The organism is Apibacter sp. B3546, from assembly GCF_009827885.1.
Lineage (GTDB): Bacteria > Bacteroidota > Bacteroidia > Flavobacteriales > Weeksellaceae > Apibacter.
Genome location: NZ_WINW01000002.1, coordinates 655,022 through 670,217 on the forward strand (window position 1 = coordinate 655,022; position 15,196 = coordinate 670,217).

The 15,196-nt window shown below is 30.7% G+C and carries 11 protein-coding genes; 7 read left to right on the top strand and 4 right to left on the bottom strand.

What is annotated here, in order from left to right:
- Positions 1-2: 2 nt before the first annotated feature.
- From GFU93_RS02970 to GFU93_RS02985, 4 genes are all read right to left on the bottom strand, one after another.
- A complete protein-coding gene (locus GFU93_RS02970) occupies positions 3-1,472 on the bottom strand; it encodes an ankyrin repeat domain-containing protein (protein ID WP_160567109.1) in 1,470 nt (489 codons plus the stop codon).
- Positions 1,473-1,612: 140 nt separating this feature from the next.
- A complete protein-coding gene (locus GFU93_RS02975; RefSeq protein WP_160567112.1) occupies positions 1,613-2,845 on the bottom strand; it encodes a DUF4374 domain-containing protein in 1,233 nt (410 codons plus the stop codon).
- Between the two features lie 30 nt (positions 2,846-2,875).
- The gene (locus tag GFU93_RS02980; protein ID WP_160567115.1) at positions 2,876-4,108 is read right to left on the bottom strand and encodes a DUF4374 domain-containing protein; all 1,233 of its coding nucleotides are present in this window, start codon (positions 4,106-4,108) and stop codon (positions 2,876-2,878) included.
- 13 nt (positions 4,109-4,121) lie between these two features.
- On the bottom strand, positions 4,122-6,503 hold the full coding sequence (locus tag GFU93_RS02985) for a TonB-dependent receptor plug domain-containing protein (RefSeq protein WP_160567118.1): 2,382 nt from the start codon (positions 6,501-6,503) through the stop codon (positions 4,122-4,124).
- A 138-nt stretch (positions 6,504-6,641) separates the two neighbouring features.
- Here GFU93_RS02985 and GFU93_RS02990 point away from each other — a divergent pair, with 138 nt between their 5' ends.
- The 7 genes from GFU93_RS02990 to GFU93_RS03020 all read left to right on the top strand — a co-directional run bounded on the left by GFU93_RS02990 (position 6,642) and on the right by GFU93_RS03020 (position 15,181).
- A complete protein-coding gene (locus GFU93_RS02990; RefSeq protein WP_160567121.1) occupies positions 6,642-7,631 on the top strand; it encodes a helix-turn-helix transcriptional regulator in 990 nt (329 codons plus the stop codon).
- A 191-nt stretch (positions 7,632-7,822) separates the two neighbouring features.
- On the top strand, positions 7,823-9,091 hold the full coding sequence (gene serS / locus GFU93_RS02995) for a serine--tRNA ligase (RefSeq protein WP_160567124.1): 1,269 nt from the start codon (positions 7,823-7,825) through the stop codon (positions 9,089-9,091).
- A gap of 11 nt (positions 9,092-9,102) precedes the next feature.
- Positions 9,103-9,522 carry a SufE family protein gene (locus GFU93_RS03000; RefSeq protein ID WP_105298100.1) on the top strand — a complete coding sequence of 140 codons (420 nt, stop codon included), beginning with the start codon at positions 9,103-9,105 and terminating at the stop codon, positions 9,520-9,522.
- Positions 9,523-9,534: 12 nt separating this feature from the next.
- Positions 9,535-10,533: a glycosyltransferase family 9 protein gene (locus GFU93_RS03005; protein ID WP_370456872.1), complete on the top strand. Its 999-nt coding sequence runs from the start codon at positions 9,535-9,537 to the stop codon at positions 10,531-10,533.
- Between the two features lie 270 nt (positions 10,534-10,803).
- The gene (locus tag GFU93_RS03010; RefSeq protein ID WP_160541881.1) at positions 10,804-11,784 is read left to right on the top strand and encodes a pyruvate dehydrogenase complex E1 component subunit beta; all 981 of its coding nucleotides are present in this window, start codon (positions 10,804-10,806) and stop codon (positions 11,782-11,784) included.
- A 116-nt stretch (positions 11,785-11,900) separates the two neighbouring features.
- Entirely contained in the window at positions 11,901-13,097 is a 1,197-nt protein-coding gene (gene clpX, locus GFU93_RS03015) for an ATP-dependent Clp protease ATP-binding subunit ClpX (protein ID WP_160567127.1), read from the top strand.
- Positions 13,098-13,198: 101 nt separating this feature from the next.
- On the top strand, positions 13,199-15,181 hold the full coding sequence (locus tag GFU93_RS03020; protein WP_160594138.1) for a T9SS type A sorting domain-containing protein: 1,983 nt from the start codon (positions 13,199-13,201) through the stop codon (positions 15,179-15,181).
- Positions 15,182-15,196 lie beyond the last annotated feature (15 nt).

Below are 15,196 nucleotides of genomic sequence, written 5' to 3' on the forward strand. Positions count from 1 at the left end.
GATTATTTTAAGAAATCAACGGATACTTTATTTTGAGTTAAGATTTTGTTTTCTTTTGCTAAATCATAGGCTGTTTCTCCAAACTCTGTTTTTAGGTCTTTTTTTGCACCTAAAGATAGCAGATATTTCAAAATAGTATCGTCTTTAGCAATCATTGCGGCTCTTTGTAAAGGAGTTATACCCTCGTTATTAGCTGTATTAACGTCTACTTTCAATCCTGAAATTTTTTTAATCAAATTGATATCATTTTTACCGACTGCTAAATGATAGAGGGTATTGCCTTCTTCTTGTTTTGCATTAAAATCTACTCCTTTATCTTTTAGTAATTCTAAATTTGCATCAAAATCTTTATTTCTAGGATGATAGGATTGGATAAGATAATAAACCAAACTGTTTCCTTTGTTATCTTTCTGATTTATATTAGCTCCATTAGCAAGTAACAAAGCAATCATTTCCGGTGTACTAGATTTTACTGCTAACATTAGAGCACTTTCTCCTTTATTGTTAACTTCATTGATATTTTTAACTAAAGGTAAAAATACTTGTGTATTTTTAATATCTTTTCCTGAAGCACTTTTTATAAATGCTGTATTTCCTTCTTTATCTTTTTTTTGTGAATCAACCTTTTTAGAAATAAAATAGTTGATAATTTCTGCCTGATCCGGTTTTGTTGCGACTATATGAAGTACGGTTTGTTGATCGTCATTAACGACTAAAGGATTTAATTTTATATCTTCTACCAAATATTTAAAAACATCTAAGGTATTGGCTGTTCTCCGTGTAGCTTCTGCTGCCAGTAAAAGAGCATTGTTGGTGCTTTTTACCCCTCTTGTTTTCAATTTTTTTAATAATTCTATATCGCCTTTTCTGGCCGCATAATCAAATGCTGTACTTCCTTTATCGTCTGTATCCGATAATGAAAGACCTTTGGATTGTAAATATTCGGTAAGGTGAAGATCAGAATCATAGGGAATAGCTAAAAGCAAAATGGTTGCCCCGTTTTTATATTTTTGCTTAGGATTTAATCCGGCATCAAAAAATAAGCGATAGATTTCAACATTGGTTTGTCCTGCATTTGCTGCAAATACTAAAGGAGTGAGCCCGTGGGAATCTTCTAAATTGATATTACTCTTTTTATCGATTAAATATTTTATTAATTCAGTATTTCCTTTTAAAGCTGCCCAATGTAAATAAATTCTGTTATCATGAGTTAATTTATTTATGTCATTTCCTTTTTGTTTTAACAGGTATTTAATGGTTTCTAAAGGGGCTTCATTTAGTATGGCAACTGTAACAGCGTCAAATTTGTTATCATTAAACTCAATCGGACTGTTACCTTTTTTAATTTCTGTTTCAACTGCTTGTAAATCGGGTTTATTTTTCCAAAAGTTATTATCTAACAAGGTATTATTTATTTGAGCATTCATCCAAATGGATGCCATGCAAAGTAGAGTTACGAAACTTCTTTTCATTTTTTTTATATTTTAAATGAGAGCACTATAATAGTAATTTTTTTTCAATAATACTTATATAGACTAAATAAAAACAAAATAGTTTAAAGCAGTTGAATAAATCAACTGCTTCTATTAAAAAATTATCTGAGTAAAATTAATTAATTTTTCAAGAAAGTGACCGCTCTAATATGCTCCTTATCATTGGAAAGTTCAAATCCTTTATTGGCTGTTGCTGTTACCGGATCTATGGCATATATGGCTGAATTTCCGCTTACCGGATTTAATGGTAAATATATTTTACCTTTATATGCTAACGGCCATCCGTTACTTGACACTTGGGTATAGTCCATAATTCCTTCTACCCATTTAAAAGATTTAGATTCCATTTTAACGACTGCAAAACGTGTTGCTTTGGAACCGTTTCCGGTATTTGCTGTTTCGTTGTAAAATTCAAGTAAAAAGTAATCTTTAGTAATCGGAAAAACTTTTCTGAATTTATATCCTCCTGAAGCGGTTTCAATATCAAAATAATAATTTGAATCGAATGTTTGAGAACCTTTATTTATTTTTAAAGCCCCTGCTTTTTTAGCAGTGGTATTTCCGGATCCGGCACCTGAAAATACATATACGTTTCCTGATCCATCCGGCCAAATTTGAGAATATACAGCACCTTTCCATTGGCCTCCAGAATAGCTTAAGCGAGAATCGTTAATGACTGATTTAATAGTCATGTTATAATCCATCAAGGCTACATAAGCATTATCTGAATTTGTATATTTAAATGCAGCAGCTATTTCATTATTTCCTCTATCTGCAATTCCTGTAATGGTTGGTTTTTTGTCATCAATCATATGCGAACTTAAATCGATAGGTTTATCTATCATTGATATATTATCTCCATTTCTTTCATACAGAAAGCTGTTGTCTTTATTGGATATGGCATAAATATATTTTCCAAAATTTCCTGTAACTGAAAATCTACCAATAATTATCGGACTTCCTTGTAATTCTTTCATTTTATCATCTGTGTCATATTTAAATGCTCTGCATCCTGATTTTCCTTGCCCTAAATCTGATCCGTTGGGATAAATAAATCCAACCAATGTGCTTGCATTGTTTACTACGATCTGTGTAAAAGAACTGGTTGTTTTCACTGAATTAGAATTTCCTGAAATACTATCTTTACCGCTATCTAAATGATTGACAGTCAAAAAATAAGTTCCTGTACCTAATTTTCCACTCCCAGGAGCAGCCGCTATTACAAACTTATCTGCTTTAGTAGGAATGGGTTGTGTGGCTATCGTATTATCATCATCGCTACTACATGATATAGTCATGCATCCGGCCAAAAAGCTTACTAATACTTTTTGGATAAAATTTGTTTTTTTCATACTATATTTTATTTAAGAGTTTATTGAATTTTATTGTTTTTTTAACAGGGATAATCCCGTAATACCATCTGCTTCAACCACTAATCCTGCTTTAGCTGAAGTAGTTTTAGGATCGATCACGTATACGGTAGGCTGTTCATTAGAAGTGGTAACCGGAAGATATATTTTACCGTCATAACTCAACGGCCATCCGGTTGCCGTAATTTGTTCTTTAGATGGGAAACCATCTCTTAGCCAATTAAAATTTTTTGTACTCATTTTTAGAATTGCATATTGAGAGGCAGGACTTATAATGTTATAGTCCAATTCGTTATAAAATTCTAATAGAAAATAGTCTTCCGTTATATGAAATACTTTACGAAATCGATAGCCCCCTGATGCTTGTTCAATATTAAAATAGTAATCTTTATCGAAGGCAGTACTTCCTTTTTTTATACATAACGCACCCGCTGGTTTTGTGGTAGCGCTTTCGTATGAACCTGAAAATACATAGGTATTTCCGTTATCATCTTTTCCTATTTGAGAATACATGGCAGATCGCCATCTTCCCGCAGAGTAACTAATTCTATCATCCGAATAAATTCGTTTAACATTTAAATTTGCGTCTAAAGCTAACACATGCACTTTATCGGGATCATTGGGACTAACGGCTGAGGTAAGAAATTCTCCATTTTCGGTATCAACAATTCCGCTAATCGTTGGATTATAACCGTTTCCAACTATATTATCGGTATGTAATGTTTTTTGGGTTATAGACATATTTGTTCCTTCTTGTTCTATAAAACTGAAGATGGCTCCTGTCGTTCCGTCTGCTAAAGCCTGTGACCCTCGTGCAGAAATCATATAATTTCCGAAATTTCCAACGGTATTATAATTGTTTACTTGAAATCCCATATCCTGATCTCCTTTTAATTTTTGAATTTTGCCGTTTGGAGCCAAAATGAAACAATATCCAACGTATGCCCCTCCTTGTCCGTATACCAGCCCTACTAATGATTTATAGTGGTTATTTATAAAATGTGTAAATACTCTTCCTACTTCCACGCCATTTCCCGATAGCGAGGTTCTGCCTATATCCAGATTATCGGAAGTTAACATATAGCTGGAACTGCCCATAGTTGCAGCTATAACAAATTTTTGTGTAGCAGAATCTGTTCCCGGATTTTCTGATAGGTTATCATTGTCATCGCTTCCGCATCCCACTATGAAAACTGATAGTGCTGCTATTAAAAGGAATTTTCTTTTAAATGATCTATTTCTCATATTATTGATTTATTTACTTTTTATGTGATTTTGAAAATGAATATCTTAGCTTGATATAGTAAGCCCTACCGGGCTTTTGTAAACTGTAGTTGTCATAAAGAAATTCATTGGTGATATTTTTAAGTTCCAATGAAACACTCAATGAACTTTCGTAGAGGGTGTAATTTATAATTAGATCATGTGATAGTTGTCGGGGTAAAGTATATTTCGATTTTTTATTTCCCAAACTTTCCCAATTAAGATAAAATTTTTCAATAAAGTTGAATGTGTAACCTATACTTAAATTATTTCTTCTTTTTACCCGATCGTTAATAAAATATGCTGCATCAATTGCTCCGAAAAAATAAGGTACATTGGGTATCCTGTCATTATAGGTGATATCTTTCCTGTTTCCACTGACGGAAGAATATCGTTCTTTATTCCTTAAATTTTGGTAAGTTACATTTCCTCCTAACGAAAATTTATTTTTGTAATAGAATTTTATTTCTGCATCTATTCCAATATTTTTTACTTTTCCGTGATTGACATATGTTGCTGTACCATAATGTTGTTCAATAATTCTTCGGATATAATCTTTAGTATCTCTTATATAACCACTGACATCAAAATAGATAACATTATTATTTTTAAATTGTTTATTTAAAAGGATTCCTAAATTGTAATTCATGGAATTTTCAGCTTTTAAAACTGAATTTCCCAATTCTAATACTTCATCTCCAAAGAGTTCATTATCTGTGGGCAGACGGTATGCCTTTTCTAATGATCCCTTAAATTGAAAATCTTTCAAAAAATAAGTGACGGCTAAGCCATACCCGTTGGTGTTAAATTTTTCCGTGTTCTCAATATATTTTGTACTATTGGTTATGGTAGAAATATTTTTAGGACCTCTCACTTTTTGATAGTAATATTTACCAAAAACATTCGCATTCCATATATTTTTATAATTAAAACTATAAGAACCTCCTAAAATATTTTTCAAATTGGTTCTTCTCATAGTATCGCGCACGGAACCGATTTCCACTATAGAAACCCGATCGGATTTCTTTCTTTTGTAGCCGGATAGAACATCATTTATAACAAAGGAATGCATATCATTCCATCGATACGTTAAATTTGCTGTTGAGGAATAGTTATCATTATAAAATTTTGAAAGAGAATAAATGCCTTCACCTCTAGTTTTTTTGGGTACATAATCTCCTAACCAATTGTATTGTCTGGCTGCCGTGTCCGTATTTTTATTATAATTTCTATTATAATTTGCTGTGATTTTAACATTTAATTTATTGATCAAAAAATTATTTTTTCCGTAAACTAAAGAAGGCATAACAGTTGTACCCATTCGTTTTTTCATTCCGTAAACAATTTCCATTAAATTGGCATTTTGTATATCGGAAAATTCTTGTCCTAATGTAATCCCTATTAGAAATTTATCTGCCCATCGTTTCTTAATAAAGCCTAATTTTAAAATACCTGTTTCATTGTGATATTTTCCATGAAATCTTTTGACCCAAAATTTTTCGGATGAAAAGACATTTGTTTTCAAATCCAATATAGAAGTCTTTACTTTGTAATTATTATCTGAATAATTTTGAAAAGCATTGAGTAGAATCGTAAATCCTGATTTTGAGGTATACCCCATATTTAAATCGGTTCGGTAGGTATTAAATGAGCCGGAAGAATACGATAAATCCATATAGGTTTTAGTACTTTGCGCCGTCACAATGTTGATCACTCCACCAATTGCATCGGTACCAAATTCAATAGGCACCACTCCTTTATATATCTCGATTCGATCCGCTATATTTACCGGAATATTATTTAATTGAAAAGCAGAACCGAAACCCTGCATAGGAACACCATCCATGAATATTTTAACATGTTTTCCCGTAAAACCATTTAAAGAAATTGACAGATCCGAACCTACTCCTCCGGCTTCTCTTATTTTTACTCCGGGTGCTTTCTCAAGCATATGAGCTAAATCTAATGAGCTATTATAAAATGATTTAGCATCTAAAACTGTTACATTATACGGGGTTTCTTTAGTTTTTTGTAAGGCTGATTTTCCGATAATTACAACGTTATCGATATCGGTATAGGTGATAGGTTTAAGTTTAATGGATATATTTTTCTTTTCTCCTTTTTTTAAATAAACAGGAATACGTTGGGTGTCAAATTTAGGATTTGAAAACGTTAACCCATAGTTTCCCTCCGGAAGAATTATCTTATAATATCCTTTTTGATCGGTTTTAGTTATATAATCTTTATCATCTACCTGAACAGAACAATTTTCCAACACTTGGGTATTAAAGGTAACTATTCCTTCTACTACTGCCATTTGAGAGTATAAACAGATTGAAAATGAGCATATAATTAGAATATTGATAATTAATTTCATGGAGCAGTAAGTTTAAGACCACAACAATTTTTTATTTCTTATTTTTGTTTAGACTAAATAAATATTATTTGCGAAAGTATAATTTTAGAACCATATAATAATATCATATTTGGTATAAAAAATAATATAAACAGTATTATGAATATTTATTCGGAAATAAATCAAGATCTTTTATTGACTATTGAATTGGAAGACAGATTAAATATTAATTCACCTATAATTACTAATAAAAACCATTTTAAATCACATTTTGCCAGCGGTATTCAAAAAAGTATATATACCGGTGGTTTATGTATTCTTATTCAAAAATTTACTGTAGTACATAATTGTATTCATACATTAAATATTGAAAAGGATTATATTCAAGTATCATTATTATTACAAGGAAAAGCAACTATTGAATCTTCTAAAAATAAAACCATTCATAGTATTAAGCCCGGTATTTTACAAATGACTTATCAAAATAAAAATAATATAAAAATTAAGATAGATCCTTATGAAAAGACATTTTATTCTATTAGTATTTTCATATCTAAACCTTTTATTTTTTCTATCTTAAAAAATGAAAAATGGTTTTTGGATAGTATCTTTTGTAAAGATATTCAACGGAATACTTATTCTGATTTCAACAAAATAGTTTTACCGATAGATTTCAATATGCTTACCGTTATAAATGAATTAATTGAAATTAAAGATATGGGAGTATTCGGTCACAGTTATTATCAAATTAAGTTAAAAGAGTTATTTTTAAAAATCTTTATAAAATTATCAACCAACAAGAATGAAATAAAGTCTATAAAAGAGGAAGATTTCAAAAAAATTGAACTAGCTAATGCCTATTTAACTACCCATTACGAAGAACCGCCTACAATTAACCAGCTATCTAAAATCATTCATTTAAATGAACTAAAATTAAAAACGGGATTTAAACAGGCTTATAGTTGTACTATTCATTATTATATTATACAATTACGGATGAAAAAGGCACTTCAAATGTTGAATAACCATTACCCAATAAACGAAATTGCATTGGCAACAGGTTATAAAAGCACTTCTCATTTTATAACCTCCTTCAAAAAAATGTTTGGAAAAACACCTAAACAATACATACTAAATGAGTCACTTTAGACTTTAAATAAATCGATCGTTTCTTATTTGAAAAGATTTTTCGTTCTTTTTCCCTCTTATTAATTCTTTAAATGATTTTTATTCATCAGATATTTTTTTAATGTCTGAACGCATATTTAACTGAGCTTTTCTATTCCTTATTAGATATTTATTTTTTTACACTAAATTTGCCATTTAAAGTTTACATTGATATGTTACAGGTTGCATATATTAAAGATAATAAAGAAAAGGTCTTAGCCGGATTAAAAAAAAGAAATTTCGGCAAATTAGAGCTTATCGATGAAATTATTTCACTGGATGAATCCAGAAAAAAAATACAATTTGATTTGGATTCTCAGCTTTCGGAAATGAATAAAATTTCAAAAGATATCGGAGTTCTAATGAAAGAAGGTAAAAAAGATGAAGCCGAAAATGCTAAATCACAAACTCTTTCTTTAAAAGAATCCACTAAAAAATTGCAACAAAATTTATCTGAAACAGAGGAAAAGTTAAAATTAGCTTTATATGAAGTACCCAATATTCCAAACGATTTAGTTCCTGTAGGAACAAATGAAGAGGATAATCTAGAGGTATTTAAGCATACTGCAAATGAAAATATCATAAGTAATGCTTTACCTCATTGGGAACTTACTAAAAAATACGATTTAATAGATTTTGAATTAGGAGTAAAAATAACCGGTGCCGGTTTTCCCGTTTATAAAGGAAAAGGAGCTCGATTGCAACGCTCTTTGGTTCAATATTTTTTAGATAAAAATGCTGAAGCCGGTTATATGGAAATTGTTCCGCCATTTGTAGTAAATGAAGCTTCCGGATATGGCACGGGACAACTTCCTGACAAAGAAGGTCAAATGTATTATATTAATGAAGACAAATTATATTTGATTCCTACCTCAGAAGTTCCGGTAACCAATATGTACAGGGATGTATTGCTAAACGAAAATCAACTACCAATAAAATTAACTGCTTATTCTCCTTGTTTTAGAAGAGAAGCCGGTTCTTATGGTAAAGATGTTAGAGGGCTTAACAGATTACATCAATTTGAAAAAGTCGAAATCGTTCGAATCGAAAGATCAGAAAATTCTTATGAGGCATTGGAGGAAATGGTTGAACATGTAAAATCTTTATTGGAGTCACTACAACTCACTTACCGAATACTACGACTATGTGGCGGGGATTTAGGCTTTACCTCAGCAATTACTTATGATTTTGAAGTTTGGTCGGCTGCTCAAGAAAGATGGTTGGAAGTTAGCTCAGTATCAAATTTTGAAACCTTTCAAGCAAACCGATTAAAATTACGATATAAATCAGAAGGAAAAAATCAGCTTTGCCATACACTTAATGGTTCTTCTCTTGCATTACCTAGAGTTTTAGCTGCTCTACTTGAAAATCACCAATCGGAAGAAGGAATTAAAATTCCGAAGGTATTAGTTCCTTATACCGGTTTCGACTTAATTAATTAAATATTTTTTCCATGACAATTTCTGAAATACAACAAGGACTTATAAATGAATTTAATTTATTTGATTCTTGGGAACAACGGTATGAATATGTTATAGAATTAGGTAAATCACTGCCCAAAATGCCTGAAAAAGATAAAACTAAAGATAAATTAATCAAAGGATGTCAGTCACAGGTTTGGTTAACTACTCGTTCGGAAAATGGTAAATTATTTTTTGAAGCAGATTCTGATGCCATTTTACCGAGAGGAATAGCAGCCATGTTAGTACGCATCTATTCAGGGCAACCCATTGAAGACATTTTAAAATCGGATGAAAATTTTATTGAAGAAATAGGTCTTCAAGAATTTTTAACTCCTACTCGAGCTAATGGGTTATTGGCAATGATTAAACAAATTAAATATTACGCAATTGCTTACTCTGCAAAAAAATAATTAGTAAAAAAAGTGAGTAAGATCAAAGAAAAAATTTTAGTCTTTCGTTTTTCTGCAATGGGAGATGTCGCAATGACTGTACCCGTTATAAGAGAATTTATCGAGCAAAATAAAAATGTTGAGTTGCTGATAGTTACCCGCCATTTTTTTGCTCCCTTTTTTCAATCAATTCCTAATATAACTTTTATAGGGGTAGATATCGAAAACTATAATGGAATTTTTGGTTTAAAAAAACTTGCCGATGAATTAAAGGTTTACGAACCTACTATGGTAGCTGATTTACACAATGTATTAAGAACCAAAATTTTAAAATTATTTTTATCTAAACATGTAAAAAAAATTGCTACCCTTGATAAAAATCGAAAAGAAAAAAAATTATTAACTCGAAGAAAAAATAAAAAACTTTTTCCACTTCGCCCCGTATCCGAATATTACGCCGATGTTTTCAGAAGATTGGGATTTGATTTACAATTATCTCATAAATTATCATCAAACCCCATAAAGAAGAAAAATTCTATAGGCATTGCACCTTTTGCAAATTACAAGGAAAAAATGCTACCTTTAGATAAAATGAAAGATATTTGCATACATCTTGCAAAAGATGATTATCAAATATATTTATTTGGAGGCGGAAAGGAAGAAACTGAAATTCTTGATTCTTGGCAGAAAATGCATCCAAATATTCATTCTTTATCAGGGCAAATTACCTTAAAGGAACAAATGAATTTAATTAGCCAATTGCCTTTAATGATAACTATGGATTCTGCCAATATGCACATATCATCTTTAGTGGGAACCAAAGTTATTTCCATTTGGGGAGCTACTCACCCTTTTGCAGGTTTTTTAGGTTATGGTCAACAATTAAATGATGTGATACAAATAAATGATCTTCCTTGCCGACCTTGCTCGATTTTTGGAAATAAACCTTGTTATAGAAATGATTGGGCATGTACAAGAAATTTGGAATGTTCCTATATCTTAAATAAAATAAAAAGTCAAACTATTTTATAATTAGTATTTTTTTACTGTCTATATACATAAATTTATTTCATAATAACAACAACTCTAATAACTTAGATTAACAACTTATAGTATATCAAAGATTGATAACGTTCGAAAAATTAACATATTAACAATATAAAATACTACAAAAACCTATAGTCAATTTATTTTATATAAAATTATTTCTTAATTTTTATACAAATTTTCTTTTCTTTTTAAACATAAAAGAATTTGATTGTTCAAAAAATTTGTACTTTTGCCGTAATAATTTTAAGTACAATGAAGGAAGTTCAATTTAGACAAGCAATTTGTGAAGCTATGAGCGAAGAAATGAGAAGAGACCCTTCCATTTATCTGATTGGCGAAGAAGTTGCTAATTATAATGGAGCTTATAAAGCTTCCAAAGGAATGGTAGACGAATTCGGTGCCAAAAGAGTCATTGATTCCCCTATTGCAGAAAGTGGTTTTACCGGAATTAGTGTTGGCGCAGCCATGAATGGATGCCGTCCTATTGTAGAATTTATGACATTTAATTTTTCCTTGGTTGCTATCGACCAAATCATAAATAATGCAGCTAAAATTTATCAAATGACCGGTGGTCAATGGAATGTACCAATCGTATTTCGTGGTCCAACCGCTTCAGCCGGACAGTTAGGAGCTACTCACTCTCAAGCGTTTGAAAGTTGGTTTGCGAATTGTCCAGGATTAAAGGTTATCGTACCTTCCAATCCTTATGATGCCAAAGGATTATTGAAATCCGCTATTAGAGATAATGACCCTGTTATTTTCATGGAATCTGAGCAAATGTATGGCGACAAAATGGAGATTCCTGAAGATGAATATCTTATCCCTATAGGTGTTGCAGACATCAAGAAACCAGGATCCGATGTAACTATAGTCTCTTTTGGTAAAATAATGAAAGTTGCTTTACAAGCTGCTGCTGAACTTGAAAAAGAAGGCATAAACGCAGAAGTTATAGATTTAAGAACTGTTAGACCTTTGGATTATGACACCGTTATTAATTCCGTTAAGAAAACCAATCGTTTGGTATTATTAATTGAAGAATGGCCTTTTGCATCTGTTGCAAGTGAAATTGCTTATATGGTACAACAAAAAGCTTTTGATTATTTGGATGCACCTATAAAAAGAATTACAACTGCTGATACTTCAGCCCCTTACTCTTCTTCTTTATTTTCTAAATGGTATCCGAATGTGAACCAAGTAATAACCGCTGTTAAAAATACTTTATATAAAAAGTAATCGTAGTTATTTTCTTTAATAATATAAACTAAAAAATATTTTTCAGGTTTCAATTTTAATTAATAAATTAATTTTGAAACCTGAATTTTAAATTAATATCAGCTTTATTAAAGCTTATGGAACAAAAATGTACTTTTTGCGGAAGAAAAAAATCTGAAGTTCAACTATTAATTGCCGGACTTCACGGACATATATGCAATGATTGTATTGAACAAGCACATAACATTGTTATACAGGAAGAAAATTTTAAAGACGACAGCAATTTTGAATTGCAAGTAAAAAAACCTAAAGAAATAAAAGAATTTTTAGATCAATACGTAATAGGTCAAGAAAACGCAAAAAAAACGTTATCTGTTGCCGTTTACAATCATTATAAAAGGTTAGCACATTCTTTAGAAGTTGACAGGGAGGTTGAAATTGAAAAATCCAACATATTGATGGTTGGTGAAACAGGAACCGGAAAAACTCTAATTGCCAAATCAATTGCTAAACTTTTGGATGTTCCTTTTACTATAGTTGATGCAACTGTTTTAACAGAAGCCGGATATGTGGGTGAAGATGTTGAAAGTATATTAAGTCGATTATTACAAGCTGCTGATTATAACGTTGAAAAGGCTGAACAAGGTATAGTCTTTATAGATGAAATAGATAAAATTAGTCGAAAAAGCGATAATCCAAGTATAACCCGCGACGTTTCCGGGGAAGGAGTGCAACAAGCTTTATTAAAACTTTTAGAAGGAAGTATTATTAATGTTCCTCCTCAAGGCGGCAGAAAACACCCCGATCAAAAATACATTCAAGTAAATACACAAAATATTTTATTTATTGCAGGGGGAGCTTTTTCAGGTATTGATAAAATTATTTCAAACAGACTAAATAAAAACACGATAGGTTTCAGCAAAACGGATGAAAAAACACTTGAAGAAGAACACATTTTATCTCAGGTAAATGCTACCGATTTAAAAACTTTCGGACTTATTCCCGAACTATTAGGAAGATTCCCTGTAATAACTAATTTAGAGCCATTGGATGATGAGGCTATGTTACAAATTCTTACTAAACCTAAAAATGCAATAATCAAACAATATCAGGCACTATTTAAATTAGATGGAATCAATCTTTCCATTACCGATGACGTATTAAAAGAAATTGTAAAAGAAACCAGAATTTTAGGTTTAGGGGCAAGAGGGTTGCGAAGTATCTCTGAAAACCTATTTTCTAAAATTAGTTATGATATTGACAATTATAACGGAAATTTACTTATAGATATGGATAAATTTGTTGCGTTAACGAAACACAAATCAATAAAATAAAAAAAAAAGACTTGCGAATAATATTTTTATTTATATTTGCACTACTAGTATATATTATATTTAATAAATAAATTTAACTAATAAATGCTTAATAAATGAAAATGAAATTTATACCCTTGCTTTTTGTACTGGGTTGTATTGCAAGCAATTCACAAATAACCACCACTAACGGTGCTAAGTTCTTTGTGAGTCCAGGTACGACTTTATTTAGTACTGGAGATATAACCATAGACAACAGTTCTGATGTATTTACTAATAAAGGTAATGTTAAAATATCAGAAGGTACTCTAAAAAATAATGGAGATCCAAATAAGTTTGTTATAACTTATGACGATGAAAAAAACTATGGTCAATTAATAATCGTAAACAATAAAAGTACTGTTGGAGGTGTTACTATTCAAAAACATCTATATGATTATGGTTCCGGTGAGGTTCTTTTCGGTATACCTTTTATCAAATATACCTATGATAATTTCTCAGGTGATTTAACTAATAATCAACTAAAACCAGAGCTTGTTTGTGGGCTATTTTATATTAATAATAATTGTAAAAATAGCTCTAGATGGAATCGTCACCCTTTATTTACATGGAGAGAAGATCGATTTAGATACGATCCATTTCAAAAAGTTGAAAATTTTGTTCCCGGAAAATATTATTCTTTTAGAAAAGAATTGTATAATACCGGATCAAATTTTGATGGTGTAATTTCATTTCAAGGAACTCCTTATGTTGCGGGCACTAAACCTACTGACGGAGGTACAGCTTCTGCAGCAGACTTATCTCTACCTATAAGTAGTAGAGTTGCTACAGGCTATAATATTGGAAATAATGCTAAAAATCCTTATGGATTATATTACTGGACTTATTTGGATGACCCGTTTGCTTCTACTATTAAATTTACTAAAACTACTACTGATGAAGTGTTAAATTCAAACCGATACTGGGATAGGATGTTGCGTATGGTAAATCCTTATACTTCCAATATTGACATAACTATATTACTTAAAGATCAAATTCCAAACATAATAGGAGGCGCAAGTGATGGACCAATCACTAATAAAATTGTGGATGGAACTACCCGATATGAAGGAAAAACACAAATGTTTACATTTGATAGTAATGGACAAATAATTGGTGATGATATAAGAATTATCCCTCCAATGACTAATTTTTTCATCAAAGCGAAAAGTGACTACGTAAAAGTTGATTTATATAAAGATAGTAAACCTCAAACATTTGAACAATCCAAATATGAATTCAATAAGGGAAAAGTATGGGGTACACGATCAAAATCTAATTCACAAGATCTATATCAATTAAATCTTGAATTAGTTTCCGGTAAAACTTTCTATGGTAACACATATCTTGCAGCCGGTCCAAATTTGATCACCGGAGAATTAAATGAATTTGAAGCTAAAATCAAATCCAATACAGAAAATGATAATGATGTGTCTACCAATATCTATACCATACCGGAATCTATAAATGGTGGAAAATACCCCGGCTATGAAGATACTGAATTATATATTAATGTAATTAACTCGGATAATTCTTCTAAAGTTGCTGTTCCAGTAGGTGTAACTGTTAATACTCTGGATAAAGGAAAAGAATTTACCTTTAAATCAGAACTTAAGTATAACATGAACCCTATAAAAGAAGAAGGAAAAAATAACTTTGATAATCCTAATGCAAAATTTTATTTTCATGATAAACAATTAAAAGTTATTAAAGAAATTGATTCTAATTTTACCTATTCTGTAACTCTTAATGAATCAACTAACGACAGATTTGAAATTTTCTGGAAAGAGCCTGGAACTTTAGGAAATGAAGACATTACTACTTTAAATAGTTTAACAACTATTTATAAGACCGGAAATGAATATAAAATTCACTTTGATCAAAATTGGAAAAAAGCAGAAGTAACTATATTTAACGTTTTAGGTCAGTTAATTTCCACAGAAACAAATATCGATACCCAAAATGATTATTTGCTACCTATTCATACTACATCGTCATCTTTGTACGTTATAGTAGTGACTAATAAAATTACTGGTGAGAAAGTAACTAAAAAAATAGTTAAATAATAAAGTAAAATTGAA

What these genes read in the sequence shown, in the direction of transcription:
- GFU93_RS02970 (WP_160567109.1), bottom strand. Translation starts at nt 1,472, where the DNA reads ATGAAAAGAAGTTTCGTAACTCTACTTTGCATGGCATCCATTTGGATG.
- GFU93_RS02975 (WP_160567112.1), bottom strand. Translation starts at nt 2,845, where the DNA reads ATGAAAAAAACAAATTTTATCCAAAAAGTATTAGTAAGCTTTTTGGCC.
- GFU93_RS02980 (WP_160567115.1), bottom strand. Translation starts at nt 4,108, where the DNA reads ATGAGAAATAGATCATTTAAAAGAAAATTCCTTTTAATAGCAGCACTA.
- GFU93_RS02985 (WP_160567118.1), bottom strand. Translation starts at nt 6,503, where the DNA reads ATGAAATTAATTATCAATATTCTAATTATATGCTCATTTTCAATCTGT.
- GFU93_RS02990 (WP_160567121.1), top strand. Translation starts at nt 6,642, where the DNA reads ATGAATATTTATTCGGAAATAAATCAAGATCTTTTATTGACTATTGAA.
- serS (WP_160567124.1), top strand. Translation starts at nt 7,823, where the DNA reads ATGTTACAGGTTGCATATATTAAAGATAATAAAGAAAAGGTCTTAGCC.
- GFU93_RS03000 (WP_105298100.1), top strand. Translation starts at nt 9,103, where the DNA reads ATGACAATTTCTGAAATACAACAAGGACTTATAAATGAATTTAATTTA.
- GFU93_RS03010 (WP_160541881.1), top strand. Translation starts at nt 10,804, where the DNA reads ATGAAGGAAGTTCAATTTAGACAAGCAATTTGTGAAGCTATGAGCGAA.
- clpX (WP_160567127.1), top strand. Translation starts at nt 11,901, where the DNA reads ATGGAACAAAAATGTACTTTTTGCGGAAGAAAAAAATCTGAAGTTCAA.
- GFU93_RS03020 (WP_160594138.1), top strand. Translation starts at nt 13,199, where the DNA reads ATGAAATTTATACCCTTGCTTTTTGTACTGGGTTGTATTGCAAGCAAT.